Raw genomic sequence first — 20048 nt, 5'->3', positions numbered from 1 at the left:
GCGGGCAGGCGTAGAATGGCGGGGTGAATTTCCCCGTCCAAGCCATCACTCTCGACCTTGACGACACGCTGTGGCCGTTCGCTCCGATCGGCGCCCGCATCGACCTGGTCCTGCACGAGTGGATGCGTGAACACAGCCCCGCCACGGCCGAGATGTATCCGGTGGCGGCAATGCGCGAACTGCGCGAGCGCCTGTACCACGCCCATCCGCACCTCCATCACGACCTGAGCGCACTGCGCCGGCTGACCCTGCACGAAGCGCTGCACGCCAGTGGCGCCAGCCTCGATCTGCTGGAGCCAGCGTACGAAGCGTTCTACGCCGCGCGCAATCAGGTCGAGTGCTATCCCGATGCGATCGATGCGCTGGCGCGGATTGCCGCGCGGGTGCCGGTGGCAGCGCTGAGCAACGGCAACGCCGATCTGGAGCGGATCGGCCTGGCGCATCATTTCGCCTTCCAGCTGGGCGCGCGCGAACACGGCGCGGCCAAGCCGGAGGCAAGCATTTTCCACGCCGCCTGCACCCGACTGGGTGTGGCGCCGGCACAGGTACTGCATGTCGGCGACCACGCCGAAATGGACGTGGCCGGGGCGATCGCCGCCGGCCTGCGCGGGTGCTGGATCAACCGCGAAGCAGCCACCTGGACCCATCCGAAACTGCAGCCGGACCTGCAGTTCGACACCCTCACCGGCCTGGCCGACTGGTTGGACGCCAACCTCGACGCCGCCGCATCCCGGAGTACCTGACGCATGAGCGAGATCACTGGTTTCACCGCCGACACCACCGCGGCGCTGCCGCTGTACGTGCTGGACCGCGAGCAGTTCGCCGCCTGGAAGGGCGGCCAACCGGCCGCCACCCAGGCCTGGCTGGCCTCGCAGGGTTTCACTGCCGGTGCGCACAGCGTGGCCCTGCTGCCCGGCAGTGAGGGCCTGGCCGGCGCGGTGATCGGTGTCGGTGATCGCGCCGATGCCTACAGCTATGCGCATGCGCCGCACGCGCTGCCGGAAGGCAGTGTCTGGCAGCTGGCCAATGAACTGCCTGCCGCCGAACAGGCGCTGCTGCAGCTGGGCTGGGGCTTGGGCAGCTACCGCTTCGACCGTTACCGCAAGCGCAACCGCGCCCCGGCGCAGCTGGTGGCCGCACCGTCCGGCGAAGTGGCCGACCTGATCGCCGCCAGCCTGCGCGTGCGCGACTGGGTCAACACCCCGACCGAAGACATGGGGCCGCAGCAGCTGGAAGACGCCGCGCGTGCACTGGCCGATGCACATGGTGCGCAGGTCGAGGCGATCACCGGCGATGAACTGCTGAAGCAGAACTTCCCGGCCATCCACGCCGTGGGCCGCGCTTCGCACCGTGCGCCGCGCCTGGTGGTGCTGCGCTGGGGCAAGGAAACCGACCCGGCACTGGTGCTGGTCGGCAAGGGCGTGTGCTTTGATACCGGCGGCCTGGACATCAAGCCGGCCGACGGCATGCGCAACATGAAGAAGGACATGGGTGGCGCCGCGCATGCGCTGGCCCTGGCCGGCCTGGTGATGGCGCGCGGACTGCCGGTGCGCCTGACGCTGCTGGTGCCGGCGGTGGAAAATGCGATCGGTCCGGATGCGTTCCGCCCGGGCGAAGTGATCGCCACCCGCAAGGGCCTGAGCGTGGAAATCGACAACACCGATGCCGAAGGCCGCGTGATCCTGTGCGATGCGCTGACCTTCGCCGGTGAGCAGAAGCCGGACCTTGTGCTGGATTTCGCCACTCTTACCGGTGCCGCACGCATCGCGCTGGGTCCGGATCTGCCGGCGCTCTTCAGCAACGACGACACGGTGGCGCAGCAGTGGCTGCAGGCCGGCGACGCAACCCATGACCCGGTCTGGCGCATGCCGCTGTGGCGGCCCTACCTGCGCTATCTGAGCAGCGGCATTGCCGACCTGGCCAATGCCGGTTCGCGCATGGCCGGCTCGGTGACCGCCGCGCTGTACCTGGAACGCTTCCTCGAAGACGGCCAGCGCTGGGCGCACCTGGACGTGTACGCCTGGAACGACGGTGAACGCCCGGGCCGTCCGGCCGGTGGCGAAGCGCTGGCGCTGCGCTCGGCGTGGGCGATGTTGAAGGCGCGTTACAGCTGACCGGGTGGGTGCCGGCCTTGGTCGGCACGCCGTCCCCGGCAAACTTGACGAAAATTTGAATACCCGGCCTGGAAGGGTTCTGCGAGGATGTGTGGGTCGACCACCCACACGCTCCGTGAAGGCAGGACTCCGACCATGTCGCTCTTCGGCTACACCCGTGCCGGCCAGACGCCGGGCGCACCGCGCAAGCATTCCCCCCTGCTCTGGATCGCGCTGATCGCGCTCATCCTGGGTACCGTGGCGCTGGCCTTCGCCTGGCTGGCCGGCTGGATGGGCGACCGCCTCACCGCGCAGCGCTTCACCGACACCATCGAGGCCACCGGCCCGGCCCATCCGGGCTTCCGCCGTGCACACAGCAAGGGCGTCTGCGTAAGCGGCTGGTTCGAACCCAGCGCGCAGGCCCCTACCCTGTCCAGTGCCCGGGTGTTCTCGCAGACGCGTGTGCCGGTGATGGGCCGCCTGTCGATCGGTGGCGGCGACCCCTACGGCGCCGACAACACCGCACGCGTGCGCAGCCTGGCGGTGCAGATGGTCAGCGATGATGGCCAGGAATGGCGCATGGCGATGAACAGCTTCCCGTTCTTCGCGGTACCCACGGCCGAGGCGTTCTACGAGCAGACCCGCGCCTCGATTCCCGATCCGGCCACCGGCAAGCCGGACCCGCAGAAGATGGCGGCAGTGCTGGCGAAATACCCCAGTGCGCAGGCGTTCCAGCAGTGGGCGAAGACAGCGCCATGGACCAGCAGCTGGGCCGACACCACTTTCAACAGCGTCAACAGTTTCTGGTTCACCAATGCGCAGGGCCAGAAGCGTGCGGTGCGCTGGCGCTGGCAGCCGCTGGCGCCGGTGGTGGAGATGGATGCGGAAGCGCGCAAGCAGGCCAGCGTCGATTTCCTCAGCCAGGAACTGCAGCAGCGCCTGGCCCGCGGCCCGGTACGCTGGAACCTGGTCGTGACCACCGCCGAGCCCGGCGATGCCATCGATGATCCGTCGGTGCCGTGGCCCGAGTCGCGTGACCAGGTAGTGGCGGGCGTACTCAGCCTGGACCGCATGCAGTCGCAGGAAGAAGGCGCCTGCGGCCAGATCAACTTCGATCCGCTGATCCTGCCCAGTGGGGTGCGCGGCAGTAATGATCCGATCCTGGCGGCCCGCTCGGCGGTGTACTCGCAGTCCTTCAACCGCCGTGAACGCGAGCGCGCCGCCGGCAATGTCGAACAACCGAAGGAGGCCGCACGATGAGCACCGGCAACGGCCACTTCAACCTGCTGGCGCGGGTGCTGCACTGGTCCATGGCGCTGATGATCGTCGCCATGCTGTTCATCGGCGTGACCATGGTCGCCTCGCTGCACCTGCGTCCCGCGCTGATCGACCTGCACCGCCCGCTGGGCATCGCGATCCTGTTGCTGGCGCTGCTGCGCCTGTACAACCGGCTGCGCCATCGCCCACCGGCGCTGCCTGCCGACCTGCCGGTCTGGCAGGGGGTAGCGGCCAAGGCCTCGCACTGGATGCTGTACGCGCTGATGCTGGCGATGCCGTTGATCGGCTGGGCAATGCTGTCGGCCGGCGGATACCCGATCGTGTTGTGGGGAGGGCTGCACCTGCCGCCGATCGTGCCGCACACCCCGGCGTTGTATGCCGCCTTGCGCAATGCGCACAGCCTGTTGGCGTATGTGCTGTTCGCTACGGTGCTGATGCATGTGGGTGCGGCGTTGTTCCACCTGTGGGTGCGGCGGGACGGGGTGTTCCAGGCGATGGCGCGCGGGAAGGATTGAAAGGATTCGCCGGGCGTTCCCGGCGGATTGTTTCCGCGGCCGCGGGGGGGTGTCACTTTTCTTTTCGCGCGAAAAGAAAAGTAACCAAAAGAAACGCGCCGCCAGAGCGCGAGCCGGTGCTGCGCACCGGTGCCCTGTGCTTCTCGGTGAATCAGGGGACGGCGCCGAACTCGCTACGCTCAAACACCGGCGCCTCTTCGCCCCTGATTCCCCTGCGATGCTCGGCTCGCTCAAGGCGGACCCAACATCAAGAGCGACAGCTGCACCCAGTAGATCCACGCCATGCGTGGATGCTGTTGCCGTTGATCTTGACCTTCCAGTCCGCCTTGAGCGAGCCGAGCACCGCAGGTCCGGCGAGGGCGAAGAGGTGCGGGTGTCTGAGCGCAGCGAGTTCCCGCGCCGTCCCTCGACGGACCGAGGAGCGCAGGGCACCGGTGCGCAGCACCGGCTCGCGCTCTGGCGGCGTGTTTCTTTGGTTACTTTCTTTGCACGAGCAAAGAAAGTGACACCTCTCCGCGGGCGCGGAAACAATCCGCCGGGCAGCGCCCGGCGCTACCAGTGCGTCGGCGCACGCCGCTACAACCACCCCTTCTGCCGCGCCAGCCGGTACGCCTCGATCCGGTTGGCCACGCCCAGCTTGCCGATGCACTCGGACAGATAGTTGCGCACTGTGCCGTGCGACAACCCCAGCTGTTCGGCGATCTCGCTGGCGGTGCGGCCCTCGCCCGCCAGCCGCAGCACGCGACGCTCGCGGTCGGTCAGCGGATCGGCCTGCGACCACGCATCCAGTGCCAGCTGCGGGTCGATCGCGCGGATGCCCTGCTTCACCTTGCGCAGTGCCTCGGCCAGGTTCTCGGCCGGTGCGTCCTTCAGCAGATAGCCCAGCACGCCCGCTTCCAACGCACGGCGCAGGAAACCGGCGCGGGCAAAGGTGGTCACGATCACCACCTTGATCGGCAGCTCGTGACGCGCGATGCGCTGTGCAAGCTCCAACCCGGACAAGCCCGGCATCTCGATGTCGGTCACCAGGATGTCCGGCTGCAGCTGCTGCAGCATGCGCCACGCGGTTTCGCCGTCGGCGGCGCTGCCCAGCACTTCGATATCCGCTTCCAGGCCCAGCAGCGCCGACAGTGCGCCGCGTACCATCGCCTGGTCTTCGGCCAGCAGGATGCGGATCATGCGGCACCGTCCTGCACCAGCGACGGCGGCACGCCTGGCGGCAGCGGTGTGGTCGCGGCGGCCAGTGGCACGCGCACGGTCAGCACCGTACCCTCACCCCTTGCGGACTGCACCTGCAGGCTTCCACCCAGGGCGGCCACGCGTTCGCGCATGCCGCACAACCCATTGCCCTCGGCCTGCACGCCGCCACGACCATCGTCGCGGATCTGCATCGCCAGCATGCGTCCCTCCAGCATGAACTCCACCCGTGCCTGCGTCGCCTGTGCGTGGCGCACGATATTGGTCGCGGCCTCGCGCAGCACCAGCGCCAGCCCACGTTCGACATCCACCGGCATCGCCGGTGGGGGTGCGTATTGAAGGTGGACCTGCTGGCACTCCAGCAGCAGCCGCGCCGACGCCAGCTCACCGGCCAGGTCACTGGCGCGGATGCCGGTGACCGCGCTGCGGACCTGTGCCAGCGCTTCGCGGGCGATGGCCTCGGCCTCGCCGATCTCCAGCCGCGCGCGCGCGTCGCCGCGGTCGTGCAGCTTGCGCGCCAGCTCCAGCTTCAACGTGATCAGCGACAGGGTGTGACCGAGCAGGTCATGCAGGTCGCGGCCGATGCGTTCGCGCTCGGCAGTGGCCGCCAGCCGCCGCACCTCGTCCTGCGACAGCTGCAGTGCCGCATCCTTCTGCTGGTTGAGTGCCTCCACGTTCACGACCAGGCCGACGATATAGGACACGGCGGGGATCCAGACCAGGCTCTGCCACGGGTACTGGAACAGCAGGGCGAGGCTGCAGAACAGGAGGTTCAGGCCAGTGAGCTGCAGCAGATACTGCCACCACCCTCCGCGACCGCTCACCCGCAGCAGCACGCAGCCGAACACGAAGTAGGTCAGCCCGGACGGGTACCAGGGCAGCAGCACCAGCGACATCGCGATCAGGCCCAGGGCATAGCGCGGGGCGTGATGGCGCGGCGCCACCATCACCTTGGCGTACAGCAGCAGGAACACCGGGTAGCTGGCCAGCGTCAGCAGCAGCCAGCGCAGGGTGAAGCCATGGCCAAGCAAGGGCGTCAGGAAGATCCACACTGACCACAGCAGGTGGATTGCCTCGCCCCAGGGGGACTTTCCCCGGCGCAGCGTATCGGCCACCGCCGAGTCCGGCGCGGGGCGCAGCAGCGAGGCAAGCCAGATGGACGGCACGGGCGGTTCCAGGCGGGGACGATCGCCGCCGATCATGCCAGTTCAGCCGCCTGCGCGCAGGCGCCACCGTCGGCTGGGCGGCACTGGCGCAGCCGAGCGCAGATCACGGTACGCTTGGCGGCGCCGCTGCGGCGGGCCGGCAATAGGGCGATCGGATCCATGGGCGGTACCGGTAGCGGAGACGTTGCCATCCTGTGCCGTCGTGGTCACATTTCGCAGTTGCCGCCGTCAGTGTCATCGGATGACAGCTGTCACTGCCGTCATCGCTGTGCCTGCCTTCATGCTGTGCCGCACGCTCCACCGCCGGAACCGCCGTCGTCCGCGCTTCCGGCCACACCCGCCCGAACGCCTGTGATGGAACGAATGAACGCTTCTGCCGAGCTGTTGAAGGAACTCCGTATCGACCGCAAGTCGCCGCCGCCGGCCTCCGGAGGCAATGGCGGTGGTCGCCGCTGGTTGTGGATCGCGATCATCGTGGTCGTGCTGCTGGTCGCCGCGGCCGTGGCCTACCTGTTCGGTCGCGCACCGGCCGTAGAGGTGGAAACCGCTCCCGCCGTGGCCATCCAGCAGGGCAGCGCCAGCAGCTCGGTGCTCGACGCCAGTGGCTACGTGGTCGCCCGGCGCATGGCCACGGTATCGGCCAAGATCACCGGCAAGGTGCGCGAGGTGATGATCGAAGAAGGCATGCGGGTCGAAGCTGGCCAGGTGATGGCCACGCTCGACCCGATCGATGCCGACGCGCAGCGCAGCCTGTACGCCTCGCAGCTGCAGGCCGCACGCAGCCAGGTCGCCGGGCTGGAGGCGCAGCAGAGGCAGGCCACCGCCGAAGCCAGCCGCCTGCAGGCTCTGGTTGGCCAGCAGCTGGTCTCGCGCTCGCAGTACGACCAGGCCGTGGCCCAGCGCGACAGCCTGCGTGCGCAGCTGGATACCGCGCAGCGCAACGTCAAGGTTGCCAACGACCAGCTGGCCATCGCCGATCTGGGCGTGGACAACAACATCGTGCGCGCGCCGTTCTCCGGCGTGGTCACCGCCAAGGCGGCGCAGCCCGGCGAGATCGTTTCGCCGCTGTCGGCGGGTGGTGGGTTCACCCGTACCGGCATCGGCACCATCGTGGACATGGACTCGCTGGAGATCGAAGTCGAGGTCGGCGAGGCTTTCATCGGCCGCGTGCAGCCGAAGATGCCGGTGGAAGCCACGCTCAACGCCTACCCGGAATGGAAGATTCCCGGCGAGGTGATCGCCATCATCCCCACCGCCGACCGCGGCAAGGCCACGGTGAAGGTGCGCGTGGCGCTGAAGGTGAAAGACCCGCGCATCGTGCCGGAGATGGGCGTGCGGGTCAGCTTCCTGGAACAGGCGCAGCCGCAGGCCGTGGCCAAGCCGCAGGGCGTGCGCGTGCCGGGCGGCGCCGTGGTCCAGCGCGACGGTGCCTCGGTGGCCTTCGTGCTGGGTGACGAGAGCCGCGTGCAGCAGCGCACGGTCGAGGCCGGCCAGGCGATGGGCAAGGACCGCCAGATCCTCAAGGGCGTGAGCGCAGGTGAATCGGTGGTGGTGAACCCGCCGGACACCCTGCGCGATGGCGCCAAGGTGCAACAGAAACAAGCGCAGTAACGGCCTGGCGCCCGTGGGCGCGGCCGGCAGCATCGCTCGACGCACGCCTGCGGCCGCCGCAGGTGCGCTTCCCCGTTTCCCGCCTCCCGTGGAGAACCACCCATGTCGACCCTGGTTTCACTGCGCAACATCACCAAGACCTACCAGCGTGGCCCCGAGCAAGTGCAGGTGTTGCATGGCATCGACCTGGACATCGCCAGCGGCGACTTCGTCGCGCTGATGGGCCCGTCCGGTTCGGGCAAGACCACCCTGCTCAACCTGATCGGCGGCCTGGACAGCCCCACTGGCGGCGAGATCAGCATCGAGGGCGAGCGCATCGACCAGATGAGTGGCGGCCAGCTGTCGACGTGGCGCAGCCACCATGTCGGCTTCGTATTCCAGTTCTACAACCTGATGCCGATGCTGACCGCGCAGAAGAACGTGGAACTGCCGCTGCTGCTGACCCACCTCAGTGCGGCGCAGCGCCGCCGCAATGCCGAAATCGCGCTCACCCTGGTCGGCCTGGCCGACCGTCGCAGCCACCGCCCGAATGAACTGTCCGGCGGCCAGCAGCAGCGCGTGGCGATCGCCCGCGCGATCGTCTCCGATCCGACCTTCCTGATCTGCGACGAACCAACCGGCGACCTCGACCGCCAATCGGCCGAGGAGATCCTCGGCCTGCTGCAGCAGCTCAACCGCGAGCACGGCAAGACCATCATCATGGTCACCCATGACCCGAAGGCCGCCGAGTACGCCACGCACACGGTGCACCTGGACAAGGGCGAGCTGGCCGACGCGCCGCTGGCCCACTGACGGAGGCCACAGCGATGAAATACTTCTCGTTGGTGTGGGCGCAGCTGTTCCGCAGCCGCACGCGCACCTTGCTGACCCTGCTGTCGGTGGTGGCCGCGTTCCTGCTGTTCGGCATGCTCGATTCGGTGCGCGTGGCGTTCTCGTCGGGTGGCAGCGTGGAAGGCGCCAACCGCCTGGTGGTGGCCTCGCGGCTGTCGATCACCCAGTCACTGCCGATCCGGCTGGAAGCACAGGTTCGGCAGGTGGCCGGCGTCCGTGACGTGGCTTATGGCATGTGGTTTGGTGGCATCTACCAGGACCCGAAGAACTTCTTCCCGAACTTCTCGGTGTCACCCAACTACTTCGATGTCTACCGCGAGCTGCAGATCGATCCGGCACAACTGGAGGACTGGAAGCAGACCCGCACCGGCGCCATCGTCGGCGAAACCCTGGCCAAGCAGTTCGGCTGGAAGATCGGCGACACCATCCCGCTGCAGGCGACGATCTTCCCGCGTGGCGGCAGCAACGACTGGCCGCTGGTGCTCAAGGGCATCTACCGTTCCAAGGACCGTGCGCTGGCCGCCAACGAAGAACGCCAGTTGATGATGAACTGGAAGTACTTCGATGAATCCAACGACTACATCAAGAACCAGGTGAGCTGGTACACGGTGACGCTGGACAACCCGGACCACTCTTCGCGGGTCGCACAGGCGATCGATGCGATCTCGGCCAACTCCGACCACGAGACCAAGACCCAGACCGAATCGGCGTTCCAGCAGGCCTTCGTCAAGCAGTTCGCGGATATCGGCATGATCGTCACCTCGATCATGGGCGCGGTGTTCTTCACCCTGCTGCTGTTGACCGGCAACACCATGGCGCAGGCCGTGCGCGAGCGCGTGCCGGAGCTGGCCACGCTGAAAACGCTGGGCTTCAAGGACAGCACCGTGCTGACCCTGGTGATGGTGGAGTCGGTGCTGCTGATCGGCCTGGGCGGCCTGATCGGCATGGGCCTGGCCGCCCTGATCCTGCCGGCCATCGGCCCGAAGAGCATGGGCATGCTGCCGCCGCACGTGCCGACGCCAACCTGGCTGATGGGGCTGGGCCTGATCGTGGTGATCGGCATCATCGTCGGCCTGTTGCCAGCGCTGCGTGCCAAGCGCCTGAAGATCGTCGACGCGCTGGCCGGTCGCTGAGGAGAACACAGACATGTTCAAGAGCAAACTCAAGAAGTGGCTGGGCAACGGCGTGACGGTGCTGCTGCTGGCGGTCGGCCTGGTGCTGTGGATCAGCCTGCCGTGGATCGGCGTGCTGGCCGTGGCCGTGCTGGTGGCCCTGTGGTTGCTGCTGACCCGCGGTGGACGGCTGGCGTTGGCCGCCACCCGCATCGGCGTGGCCAGCCTGCCGCAACGCTGGGGCGCGTCCTCGGTGATCGTGGTCGGCATTGCCGGCGTGGTCGGCGTGCTGGTGGCGATGCTGGCGATGGGCGAAGGCTTCCAGGCCACGCTCAACAACACCGGCGATGACACCACTGCCATCGTGCTGCGCGGTGGCTCGCAGGCCGAGACCAACTCGGTGATCACCCGCGAACAGGTGCCCATGCTGTCCACCCTGCCCGGCATCAGCCGCGATGCGCAGGGCCGGCCGTTGTTGTCACCGGAGCTGTCGCAGGTGGTCAACCTGGTGTCCAAGTCCGATGGCACCGACGTCAACGCCCAGTTCCGCGGCGTCGGCCCGCAGGCGTGGGCGGTGCATGACAAGGTCAAGATCGTCGAGGGCCGCAAGTTCGCCACCGGGCTGCGCGAGATCGTGGTCGGCCAGGGCGCCAAGGGCCAGTTCCGCGACATGGAGGTCGGCAGGACGCTGACCCTGGGCAACCAGACCTGGACCGTGGTCGGTGTGTTCGCCACTGGCGATGCGCATGATTCGGAACTGTGGACCGACGCCGATACGCTGGCCACCACCTACCAGCGCAGCGCCTGGCAGTCGATCAGCGTGCGTACCGATGGCAAGGCCGGCTTCGATCAGTTCAAGGCGGCCGTCGCTGCCGACCCACGCCTGAAGCTGGACGTGGAAACCACCCGCGTCTACTACAGCAAGCAGGGCGGCGGGCTGACGAAGCTGATCGACATTCTGGGCAAGGTGATCGGCACGATCATGGCGGTCGGTGCGGTGTTCGGCGCGCTCAACACCATGTATGCGGCCGTGGCCACGCGCGCCCGCGAAATCGCCACCATGCGTGCGATCGGCTTCCGCGGCCTGCCGGTGGTGACGGCCGTGATGCTGGAAACGATGCTGCTGGCGCTGCTCGGTGGCCTGCTCGGCTGTGCGGTTGCATGGCTGCTGTTCAATGGCTACAGCGTGTCCACCATCGGCAGCAACTTCAGCGCGGTGGTGTTCAAGTTCCACGTATCACCGGAACTGCTGTGGACCGGCCTGAAATGGGCACTGGGCATCGGCCTGGTCGGCGGCCTGTTCCCGGCGCTGCGCGCGGCGCGTTTGCCGATCACTACGGCGCTGCGCGAAACCTGAGCATCATGCAGCGGTGGACTGCGCATCACGCAGGGGGACGGAGCGAAGGCTCCGTCCCTTTTTCGTTGGCGGGGTCAGATCCCTTCGCTACGCGAAGGGATCTGACCCCGATCTCGATGCAGTAGATCCACGCCATGCGTGGATGGATGCTTGCGCACATGCACTGCTACAGATTGCAGGAAACCCGCCGCTATCGATGCCTCTACTCATCGCAAACGCAGCGCGCGTGACGCTGCGCACAGTGCATCTGTGGATTGTTGGTTGCGATTCATCTTCGCGCACTTCCAGCGGCGTCGAGACAAACAGTTACGAATGGAAACATTCTAGAATCGCGCCCCCCACGTTGGTTTGCAGCACCCCACGCGCCCATAGAACGGGCGCATGTTTTTACTGAAACACGAGATTTCACGGATGTCCCTGAAAACCAATCCGCTGCGCAACGCGATCGTCATCGCGCTGGCCGCCAGCTGCACCACCCCCGCCTTCGCACAGAGCGCCGGCGATACCCCGACCAACCTCGACCGCATCGAAATCACCGGCTCGCGCATCCGCCAGGCCAGTGTCGAAACCGCACAGCCGGTGGTCGCGCTCAACCGCGCCGAGATCGAGAAGAAGGGTTACGTCAACGTCGCCGACATCCTGCAGGACATTCCTGCCGCCGGGGCGCCGAGCATGAGCCGCGCCTCGTCGCTGACTTCTTCGCGCGATTTCGGCGGCATGTACGTCAGCCTGCGCAACCTTGGCCCGGAACGCAGCCTGGTGCTGATCGACGGCCGCCGCATGGGCGTCAGCGCCGGCGGCTACTCCGACCTGGCCTCGATCCCGTCGTCCATCGTCGAGCGCGTGGAAGTGCTGACCGACGGCGCCTCCGCGCTGTACGGCTCCGATGCCATCGCCGGTGTGGTCAACATCATCACCCGCAAGAATTTCGATGGTGGCGAAGCCAGCGTCTATGTCGGCCAGTACGGCCAGGGTGACGGCCAGAAGCGCGCATACAGTGCAACCTTCGGCAAGACCTTCGAGCGCGGCTGGTTCAGCGTGGGCGCCGAGCGCACCAAGGAAGACGAGGTGCTGGGCAAGGACCGCGAGTTCAGCCGTTACACCAACGGCCCGCGCCACCCGAACGATGGCCTCAACGGCAACACGCCGTGGGGCTACGTCACCGTCGGTGGCAAGAACCTGACCGTGGGTCCGGGCGGCGACCCGAGCAAGGCCGGCAACTTCCATGCGCCGGACCCGGCCGATGGTGCCAACACCAAGTCGAACATGAGCCTGCTGACCGGCCTGGAGCGCACCTCGGTGTTCGCCAACGGTGGCTTCTCGATCACCGACAACCTGCGCATCGTCGCCGACGCGCTGTACAGCAAGCGCGAGTCGACCAAGCACCTGGCCGGCTACCCGTACTCGGTCAGCGCCGCGCAGGCCCGCAATGGCAGCCGTGCCGCCCTGTCCAAGGACAGCGCGTTCAACCTGTGGGGCCAGGATGCGCTGTTCGCGCACCGCACCGAGGAGCTGCCGCGCGGCACCGAGAACAACCTGGAAACCAAGCGCGCCAGCATCGGCCTGGAAGGCAGCTTCGAAACCGGTTCGCGGTACTGGGACTGGAACATCAACTACATGTACAACCGCAACGAAGGCGAGCGCATCGGTACCGGCAGCATGTACCAGCCGCACGTCAACCTGGCCGTCGGCCCGTCCTTCATGGACGGCAACGTGGCCCGTTGCGGTACGCCGGGCGCGGTGATCGCCGGCTGCGTGCCGTGGAACCCGGCTGCCCCGATGGGCTACACCGGCCCGGGCTCGCTGAGCAACCAGGACGTGCAGGACTACCTGTTCACCCGCTTCGTCGACAAGATGCAGAGCACCACCAAGGTCGCCAGCGGCAACATCTCCGGTTCGCTGTTCACCCTGCCGGCCGGCGACATCCTGGCCGCGATGGGCTTCGAGCACCGCAGCGAGGAGGCCAGCTACACGCCGGACATGAAGGTGCAGAAGGGCGAGATCGCCGGCACCAGCGGCCAGCCGACCCGCGGCAACTACTCGCTCAACGAGGCCTACCTGGAACTGCAGGTGCCGTTGCTGGCCGACCTGCCGTTCGCCCGCGAACTGTCGCTGGACGTGGCCGGTCGCTACTCGGACTACAACAACTTCGGTTCCACCACCAACAGCAAGTTCGGCCTGAAGTGGAAGCCGATCGACAGCCTGCTGGTGCGCGCCACCTACGGCACCGGCTTCCGTGCGCCGACCGTGGATGACCTGTATGGCGGCACCGTCAGCAGTCGCGACTCGTTCACCGACCCGTGCGATACCTCCTTCGGCACCGCCGCCAGCAGCCCAGCCGTCGCTGCCCGTTGCCAGGCGCTGAAGGTGCCGGCCAACTTCCGCCAGCTCAACAGCGATGGCAGCGTGGCCACCAAGCCCGGCCAGCAGGCCACCACCGATTTCAGCTCGGGTTCCAACCCGCACCTGAAGCCGGAAACCGCCAAGACCTGGACCGTGGGCCTGGTCTACAGCCCGGACTTCGTGCAGGGCCTGGACGTCAGCCTGGACTGGTGGAAGATCCGCATCGACAACGCCATCGTCGGTGAGTCGGCCACCAACATCCTGGAACAGTGCTACGTGCAGGGTTCGGATGCTGCCTGTGGCCGCTTCACCCGTGGCAGCAACGGCCAGGTCAACTCGCTGGACCGCTCGCTGGTCAACGCGGGCTACCGCGAAACTGCCGGCTATGACATCAACGTGCGTTACCGCCTGCCGGAAACCGCGTTCGGCAAGTTCGCCGTCAACTGGAACACCACCTACACCGATTATCTGGAGCAGCGCAACGACAGCGCCGCCACCACCCCGGTGGAACAGCGTACCGGTTGGGCGGGCGACTTCCGCGTGCGCTCCACCTTCAACCTGGATTGGCAGTATGGCGACCTCGGCATCGGCTGGACCGCGCGCTACTACTCCAGCATGAAGGAGAAGTGCTCGTACATGGACGAGTGCAACATGCCGGGCTTCAACTCGTCGTACACCAGCGCCTCGCCGACCAACAAGGTGGGCTCCAACACCTTCCACGACCTGCAGGTGCGCTACAGCCTGCCGTGGGATGGCACCGTGTCGCTGGGCGTGAACAACGTGTTCAACCACCAGGGCCCGATCATGTACAGCCAGCCGAACAGCAGCTTCACCTACTACGGTGGCTTCGACATCGGCCGCTTCATGTACATGAAGTACCAGCAGCGCTTCTAAGCCTGCAACCGCGTTCCCGCCACGGCCATCCCTCTCTCCTGGCCGTGGATGGAAGCAGAACGGCGCCCCTCGGGGCGCCGTTCTTTTTTGCGTGGAAGCAGGGTCGGATCCCCGCCGGCGCTAGCGCTTGGCGCGCATCGTGCGGATGTTGTCGCCGACGAACAGCACCAGGCCAGCCCAGATCGCTGCAAACCCGATCGCCTTGGCAGTGTCGAATGCCTCATGGAAGAAGAACACACCCAGCAGCAGCTGCAGGCTCGGCGCGATGTACTGCAGGATGCCGACCAGCGACAGCGGAATGCGCTTCACGCCGTAGGCGAAGCCGATCAGCGGTACTGCGGTGACCGCGCCGCCGAAGATCAGCAGCAGGTCGTTGCGCCAGCCCCAACCATGGAAGAACGCACCGCCGTGGCCGTTCTCGGCCCAGATCGCAAACGCCAGCGCCGGCAGGAACAGGTACATGCTCTCCACGCCGAGGCCGGCCACCGGGTCGACCGAGACCAGCTTGCGCAGCAGGCCATACAAGCCGAACGAACAGGCCAGGCCCAGCGCGATCCACGGTGGCGCACCTGCATCGATGGTCAGCCAGGCCACGCCCACCGCCGCCATTGCCACCGCTACCCACTGCAGCCGGCGCAGCCGTTCCTTCAGCACCAGCACGCCCAGCAGCACGTTCACCAGCGGGTTGATGAAGTAGCCCAGGCTGGTCTCGATGACATGACCGGCGTTGACCGCCCAGATGTACAGGCCCCAGTTGAACGCGATGGTCAGGCTCGACACCAGCAGGATCGGCAGCGCGCGCGGCTGCGCGGCGATCTTCCGCCACCAGCCCAGGCGCGCACTGATCAACAGCCAACCCAGCACCAGCACCGTGCTCCAGATGATGCGGTGGGCGATGATCTGGAACGAGGGCACTTCGTTGAGCAGGTGCCAATAGACCGGCACCAGGCCCCAGATCACGAAGGTGGATGCGGTGACCAGCAGGCCCCGGCGTTGTTCTTTCTCGTCCATGCTCACTTCTTTCTCGTCCTTGCCATTGTCAGCACCACCACACCCAGAAGAATCACCGCCATCGCCAGCAGGTCGCGCCAACCGAAGCGCTCACCGTTGAGCAGCGCGCCCAGCAGCACCGCGATCACCGGATTGACATACGCGTAGCTGCCCGCGAGCGCCGGGCGCACGTTCTGCAGCAGCCACACGTAGGCAGTGAACGCGACGATGGAGCCGAACACGCACAGATAGGCCATCGCCAGCAGGCCACCGGTATCGGGCAGCGTGGTCGGGCGCTCGCCCACCGCCAGGCCGATCAGCACCAGCAGCACGCCGCCGCAGATCATCTGCCCGGCCGCGGTCATGAACGGACCCGGCAGGTCCAGGCCGCGTGCCCACACCGAACCGAACGCCCAGCCGATCGGCGCGATCAGCAGCAGCACCAGCCCGGTCGGCGAGCCGGTCAGGCTGCTGCCGGCGTTGAGCCAGACCACGCCGAGGAAGCCGATGGCGATGCCCAGCCACTCACCACGGCTGGCATGTTGCCCGCGCAGCGCCGAGAACAGCGCCATCCACAGCGGCACCGAGGCCACCGCCGTGGCGGCCAGGCCCGAGGACACCTCGCGCTCGGCCAGCACCACCATGCCGTTGCCCAGCACCAGCATGGTCACGCCCATGATGACCAGGTTGCGCCACTGCCGCAGCGTCGGGTTCGGCAGCTTCCAGAACAGGCGCAAGGCCAGGAACATCAGGCCGCCGGCAATGATGAAGCGGCTGCCAGAGACCATCGTCAGCGGTAGTGCGCCGCCGTGCAGGGCCTTGGCGATGCCCAGATAGGTCGAACCCCAGACCACGTAGACCAGCAGCAGTGCCAGCGCGACAAGGCCACCCCGGGGGGCAGCCGCAGACGAAGAGGGGGGAGCCGACATGACACACCAGGGAGCCGGGGGAAGGCGGATTCTAGGACGTTTTGAGTATGGTCCGGGACCCCATACGGTGGCACGCTGTCATCCATCCATGCACCCTGCTCTGGTCTGCTACCCCGTGTTGACGGCCGATGCAGTACCAAGAGGGCTGCCCGGCCGCGCCGCCCCAAGGCCGGACGCCGTTTTCCCTGCGCACGGACGCGCCGCATCGAGGATTTCCACCCAGATGAGCACCACGTCCCAACCTGTTGTCCCCGCGAACGACCGTGCCGCCCTGCGGCGGTCGATCTCCAACACCCTCAAAGGCTCCGCCGGCAACCTGGTGGAGTGGTATGACGTCTACGTGTATTCGGTGTTCGCCGTGTACTTCGAATCGCAGTTCTTCTCGCCGGACGACAAGAACTCCACCCTGTACGTGTGGGCGATCTTCGCGGCGACCTTCCTGATGCGCCCGATCGGCGCCTGGTTCTTCGGCCGCTTCGCCGACCGCCACGGCCGCCGCCTGGCGCTGACCGTCTCGGTCACGTTGATGGCGCTGTGCTCGTTCCTCATCGCCATCACCCCCACCGCCGCCAGCATCGGCATCTGGGCCGCCGTGATCCTGTTGTTCGCACGCCTGCTGCAGGGCTTCGCCACTGGCGGCGAGTATGGTGCCAGCGCCACTTACATGTCCGAGGCCGCCATTCCGGGCCGTCGCGGCTTCCTGTCCTCGTTCCACTACGTCACCCTGGTCGGCGGCCACGTGCTGGCCCAGCTGACCCTGCTGCTGATGCTGACCTTCTGGGGCAAGCCGGAGATCTCCGAGTGGGGCTGGCGCATCGCCTTCGGTATCGGTGGCATCGCTGCGGTGGTGGTGTTCTGGCTGCGCCGGGGCATGGACGAATCGCTGTCGGAGTCGTCGATCGAGGCCGCGCGCGAGGGCAAGGCAAAGAAGTTCGGTTCGATGTATGAGTTGTTCGTGCACCAGTGGCGGCCGCTGCTGCTGTGCTTCCTGATCACCGCTGGCGGCACCGTGGCCTTCTACACCTACTCGGTGAACGGCCCGAAGATGATCCAGAGCGCCTTCGCCGGCAACGACCCGATGACCGGCACCCTGATCAACCTGGGCGTGCTGGCCTTCCTGATGGTGCTGCAACCGGTCGGCGGCTGGCTGTCGGACATCATCGGCCGCAAGACCCTGCTGGTGTTCTTCGGCGTCGGCGGCGTGCTGTACAGCTGGTACCTGATCACCCAGCTGCCGCACCAGCATGATGCCACCCTGGCCTTCCTGACCCTGGCGCTGGCGTTCGTCATCCTCACCGGCTACACCTCAATCAACGCAGTGGTGAAGGCCGAGCTGTTCCCCACCCACGTGCGTGCACTGGGCGTGGGCCTGGGCTATGCGCTGGCCAACTCGCTGTTCGGCGGCACCGCCCCGCTGCTGTACCAGGGCGCGCTGAAGACCGGCCACGTCGACTGGTTCGCCATCTACGTGACCGCCACGATCGCGGTATCGTTGGTGGTCTATGTGTTCTTCCTTACCAACAAGGGCCCGAACTGGCTCGACGGCACCCGCAAGTAAGCGCGTTGCCCTGATCGCGGCCACTGGTGCAATGCCGGTGGCCGCTACGTCTCCCGCCACCGCGCTGATGTGGATCGCGGTGACGCTGGCCGCAGCCACGGCATTGGCCTGGGTGCTGCGCCGCCCCAACGCGCAGGCCACGTGGCCGCGCACGGGTTTCGGGATCGCCCTGCTGGTGTTCTGCGCCGCGCTGGCGCTGCAGCTGGCGATGGACCTGGGCAGCGGCCACAGCTCGCTGCACCTGCGGCTGCATCGCGGTGTCAGTCCGGCCCCCCTGGTTGGCCTGCGCACGATGGTGGCGTGCTATCTGGCAGCGCTCGTCGCCGGCGGCTGGGGCGCGTGGAAGCTGCTGCGCCGGCGCTGACGAACACCCGGTCGTGCCGGCCGCTGGCCGGCAACTCAACATTCCTTTGGTAGTGCCGGCCGCTGGCCGGCAACCTCATGAACCTCCGGAAAGAGCAGGGAGTTGCCGGCCAGCGGCCGGCACTACCTCAGCGGCGGGCCGCTTCGCTCTTGTCGCGCGCGCCGCGGAACTCCGATTCCTTTTCCCACGTCGGCCAGCGGCGGCTGTTGGCCAGCTCGGCACCCAGGTCGTAGACCAGCAGCGTGTCGGCAGCGTGGCCGCTCGGGTCCCAGCTCGGCGTCCAGGCATCACAGGCCTGGTGGTAGCAGTCGGCGAAGTACTTTTCGCGCAGCGCGCGGCCGCCTTCAACGCCACCGTCCAGCTTGTCCAGGCCCGGGCCGATGGTGATCGCCGGCACGCCCAGGCGGGCGAAGGCAAAATGATCGGCACGGTAGAAGAAGCCGGCTTCCAGGTTCGGGTCCGGACTGTAGCTGCGGCCACGGGCCTTGGCCACGCGCTCCAGATCGCCTTCCAACGACACCCGGCCCTTGCCCCATGAAGCAATGTCGCGGGTCGGGCCATCCGGGCTGAACATCTCGATGTTCAGCACCGCAGCGGTCTTGTCCAGCGGCGCCAGCGGGTGCGCAGCATAGTAGCTGGCCCCCAGCAGGCCCTTCTCTTCAGCGGTCAGCGCCACGAAGTACAGCGTGCGCTGTGGCTGCGGGCCGGCAGCGAACACCCGACCCAGCTCCAGCACCGTGGCCACGCCGGTGGCGTTGTCGATCGCACCGCGGCGGATGCGGTCCCCCTTGGCGTCGGGCTGACCGATGCCGAACGCATCCCAGTGCGCGGAGAAGATCACGGCCTCGTCAGCATGTTCACCACCGGGCAGCTTGGCGACCACGTTGCGGGTCACCACCTGCTCGCGCTTGAGCGCGAAATCCACGCTCAGTTTCGCGTTGTCCAGTGCCACCGGGCGGAAGTCGGCACGCATCGCCTTGCGCTTCTCCGCATCGAAGTCGAGGCCGGCGTCGGCGAAGATCGCCTCGGCCAGCTCGCGCTGCATCCAGCCGCGCAGCGGGGTGTGCTGCGCCATCGCTTCGGCGTGGCCGCGCTCGATGTCGAACAGCGGCGAAGTGCCCGAGCTCTTTACCGTGGCCCAGCCATACGCGGCCGGCGCGGTCTCGTGCACGATCAGCACGCCTTCGGCACCCCGGCGTGCGGCTTCCTCGAACTTGTAGGTCCAACGGCCGTAGTAGGTCACCGCCTTGCCATCGAACGCGCCCGGCGCGTCGGCCTCGAAGTCGGCGTCGTTGATCAGCACCACGGCGATCTTGCCGTGCAGGTCCACGTCCTTGTAGTCGTTCCAGTGGCGTTCCGGTGCGTCGATGCCGTAGCCGACGAACACCAACGGTGCATCCTTGATCTGCACGCGCTTGCGCGGCTGCAGGCTCTGCAGGGTCACGTCCACGCCATTGGCCAGCGCACGCTTGCCCTGCTTCAGCGACAGGCTGGCCTTGGCCTCACCCTCCAGCTGCGCGCGCACCAGCGGCACTGGCTGCACCCAGCTGCCGTCCACGCCGCCCGGCTGCAGGCCATAGCTGCGGAACTGCTCGATCAGGTACTGCACCGTGCGCTCTTCGCCCTCGGTGGCCGGTGCGCGGCCCTCGAACTCATCCGACGCCAGCACACGCACATGCCGCGACAGTGCCTGCGGATCGATGCCGCCACCCGGCAGGTCGTTGGCCGCATGGGCCAGGCCACCGACAAACAGGCAGGACGACAGCAGCAACACGCGCATCGGATTCACGGCAGTACCACGGCTACTTTG

At 67.2% G+C, this 20048-nt stretch carries 17 protein-coding genes; 11 read left to right on the top strand and 6 right to left on the bottom strand.

From position 1 onward, the window contains the following. The first annotated feature begins 23 nt into the window (after window positions 1–23). From AC10QF_RS07495 to AC10QF_RS07480, 4 genes are all read left to right on the top strand, one after another. A complete protein-coding gene (locus AC10QF_RS07495; protein WP_065196040.1) occupies window positions 24–743 on the top strand; it encodes an HAD family hydrolase in 720 nt (239 codons plus the stop codon). 3 nt (window positions 744–746) lie between these two features. Continuing rightward, window positions 747–2114 carry a leucyl aminopeptidase family protein gene (locus AC10QF_RS07490; RefSeq protein ID WP_494542000.1) on the top strand — a complete coding sequence of 456 codons (1368 nt, stop codon included), beginning with the start codon at window positions 747–749 and terminating at the stop codon, window positions 2112–2114. Window positions 2115–2249: 135 nt separating this feature from the next. After that, complete coding sequence (locus AC10QF_RS07485) at window positions 2250–3353, top strand: catalase family peroxidase (RefSeq protein WP_065196038.1); 1104 nt, start codon at window positions 2250–2252, stop codon at window positions 3351–3353. Next, window positions 3350–3886, top strand: a complete 537-nt coding sequence (locus AC10QF_RS07480; RefSeq protein ID WP_111201148.1) for a cytochrome b — start codon at window positions 3350–3352, stop codon at window positions 3884–3886. The genes AC10QF_RS07485 and AC10QF_RS07480 overlap by 4 nt, the downstream gene beginning before the upstream one ends. Before the next feature lie 576 nt (window positions 3887–4462). On the opposite strand, the gene AC10QF_RS07475 is transcribed toward AC10QF_RS07480, so the two are convergent. The 3 genes from AC10QF_RS07475 to AC10QF_RS07465 are packed head-to-tail and all read right to left on the bottom strand — an operon-like array spanning window position 4463 to window position 6410. Next, the gene (locus tag AC10QF_RS07475) at window positions 4463–5065 is read right to left on the bottom strand and encodes a response regulator transcription factor (protein ID WP_005420563.1); all 603 of its coding nucleotides are present in this window, start codon (window positions 5063–5065) and stop codon (window positions 4463–4465) included. Further along, window positions 5062–6285, bottom strand: a complete 1224-nt coding sequence (locus AC10QF_RS07470; RefSeq protein ID WP_494541999.1) for a sensor histidine kinase — start codon at window positions 6283–6285, stop codon at window positions 5062–5064. Before AC10QF_RS07470 ends, AC10QF_RS07475 begins: the two co-directional genes overlap by 4 nt. Then, on the bottom strand, window positions 6282–6410 hold the full coding sequence (locus AC10QF_RS07465) for a hypothetical protein (RefSeq protein ID WP_255313029.1): 129 nt from the start codon (window positions 6408–6410) through the stop codon (window positions 6282–6284). Before AC10QF_RS07465 ends, AC10QF_RS07470 begins: the two co-directional genes overlap by 4 nt. A gap of 202 nt (window positions 6411–6612) precedes the next feature. Between AC10QF_RS07465 and AC10QF_RS07460 the strand changes: the two genes are divergently transcribed. From AC10QF_RS07460 to AC10QF_RS07440, 5 genes are all read left to right on the top strand, one after another. Beyond that, entirely contained in the window at window positions 6613–7860 is a 1248-nt protein-coding gene (locus AC10QF_RS07460; protein WP_262220907.1) for an efflux RND transporter periplasmic adaptor subunit, read from the top strand. Window positions 7861–7962: 102 nt separating this feature from the next. Next, window positions 7963–8652, top strand: a complete 690-nt coding sequence (locus tag AC10QF_RS07455) for an ABC transporter ATP-binding protein (RefSeq protein ID WP_005420572.1) — start codon at window positions 7963–7965, stop codon at window positions 8650–8652. 14 nt (window positions 8653–8666) lie between these two features. Then, window positions 8667–9824, top strand: coding sequence for an ABC transporter permease (locus tag AC10QF_RS07450; protein ID WP_005420575.1), 1158 nt, complete (start codon window positions 8667–8669; stop codon window positions 9822–9824). A gap of 13 nt (window positions 9825–9837) precedes the next feature. After that, the gene (locus tag AC10QF_RS07445) at window positions 9838–11160 is read left to right on the top strand and encodes an ABC transporter permease (RefSeq protein ID WP_005420576.1); all 1323 of its coding nucleotides are present in this window, start codon (window positions 9838–9840) and stop codon (window positions 11158–11160) included. Window positions 11161–11571: 411 nt separating this feature from the next. After that, a complete protein-coding gene (locus tag AC10QF_RS07440; RefSeq protein ID WP_494541998.1) occupies window positions 11572–14397 on the top strand; it encodes a TonB-dependent receptor in 2826 nt (941 codons plus the stop codon). Between the two features lie 120 nt (window positions 14398–14517). On the opposite strand, the gene rarD is transcribed toward AC10QF_RS07440, so the two are convergent. Further along, window positions 14518–15414: an EamA family transporter RarD gene (rarD, locus tag AC10QF_RS07435; RefSeq protein ID WP_494541997.1), complete on the bottom strand. Its 897-nt coding sequence runs from the start codon at window positions 15412–15414 to the stop codon at window positions 14518–14520. After that, the gene (gene yedA, locus AC10QF_RS07430; protein ID WP_005420582.1) at window positions 15411–16316 is read right to left on the bottom strand and encodes a drug/metabolite exporter YedA; all 906 of its coding nucleotides are present in this window, start codon (window positions 16314–16316) and stop codon (window positions 15411–15413) included. Before yedA ends, rarD begins: the two co-directional genes overlap by 4 nt. 223 nt (window positions 16317–16539) lie before the next feature. Here yedA and AC10QF_RS07425 point away from each other — a divergent pair, with 223 nt between their 5' ends. Continuing rightward, window positions 16540–17874 carry an MFS transporter gene (locus tag AC10QF_RS07425; RefSeq protein WP_494541996.1) on the top strand — a complete coding sequence of 445 codons (1335 nt, stop codon included), beginning with the start codon at window positions 16540–16542 and terminating at the stop codon, window positions 17872–17874. A 31-nt stretch (window positions 17875–17905) separates the two neighbouring features. Further along, window positions 17906–18238, top strand: a complete 333-nt coding sequence (locus tag AC10QF_RS07420; RefSeq protein ID WP_254698781.1) for a hypothetical protein — start codon at window positions 17906–17908, stop codon at window positions 18236–18238. 127 nt (window positions 18239–18365) lie between these two features. On the opposite strand, the gene AC10QF_RS07415 is transcribed toward AC10QF_RS07420, so the two are convergent. Then, window positions 18366–20018 (bottom strand): M28 family metallopeptidase, encoded by a 1653-nt coding sequence (locus tag AC10QF_RS07415; protein ID WP_053498772.1) that lies wholly within the window; start codon window positions 20016–20018, stop codon window positions 18366–18368. Window positions 20019–20048: the final 30 nt, after the last annotated feature.

Source organism: Stenotrophomonas maltophilia complex sp. Om-AH-Sm3, assembly GCF_059337855.1.
The sequence above is the reverse complement of the archived record's forward strand: the minus strand, read 5'-3'. Positions and strand labels throughout refer to the sequence as shown.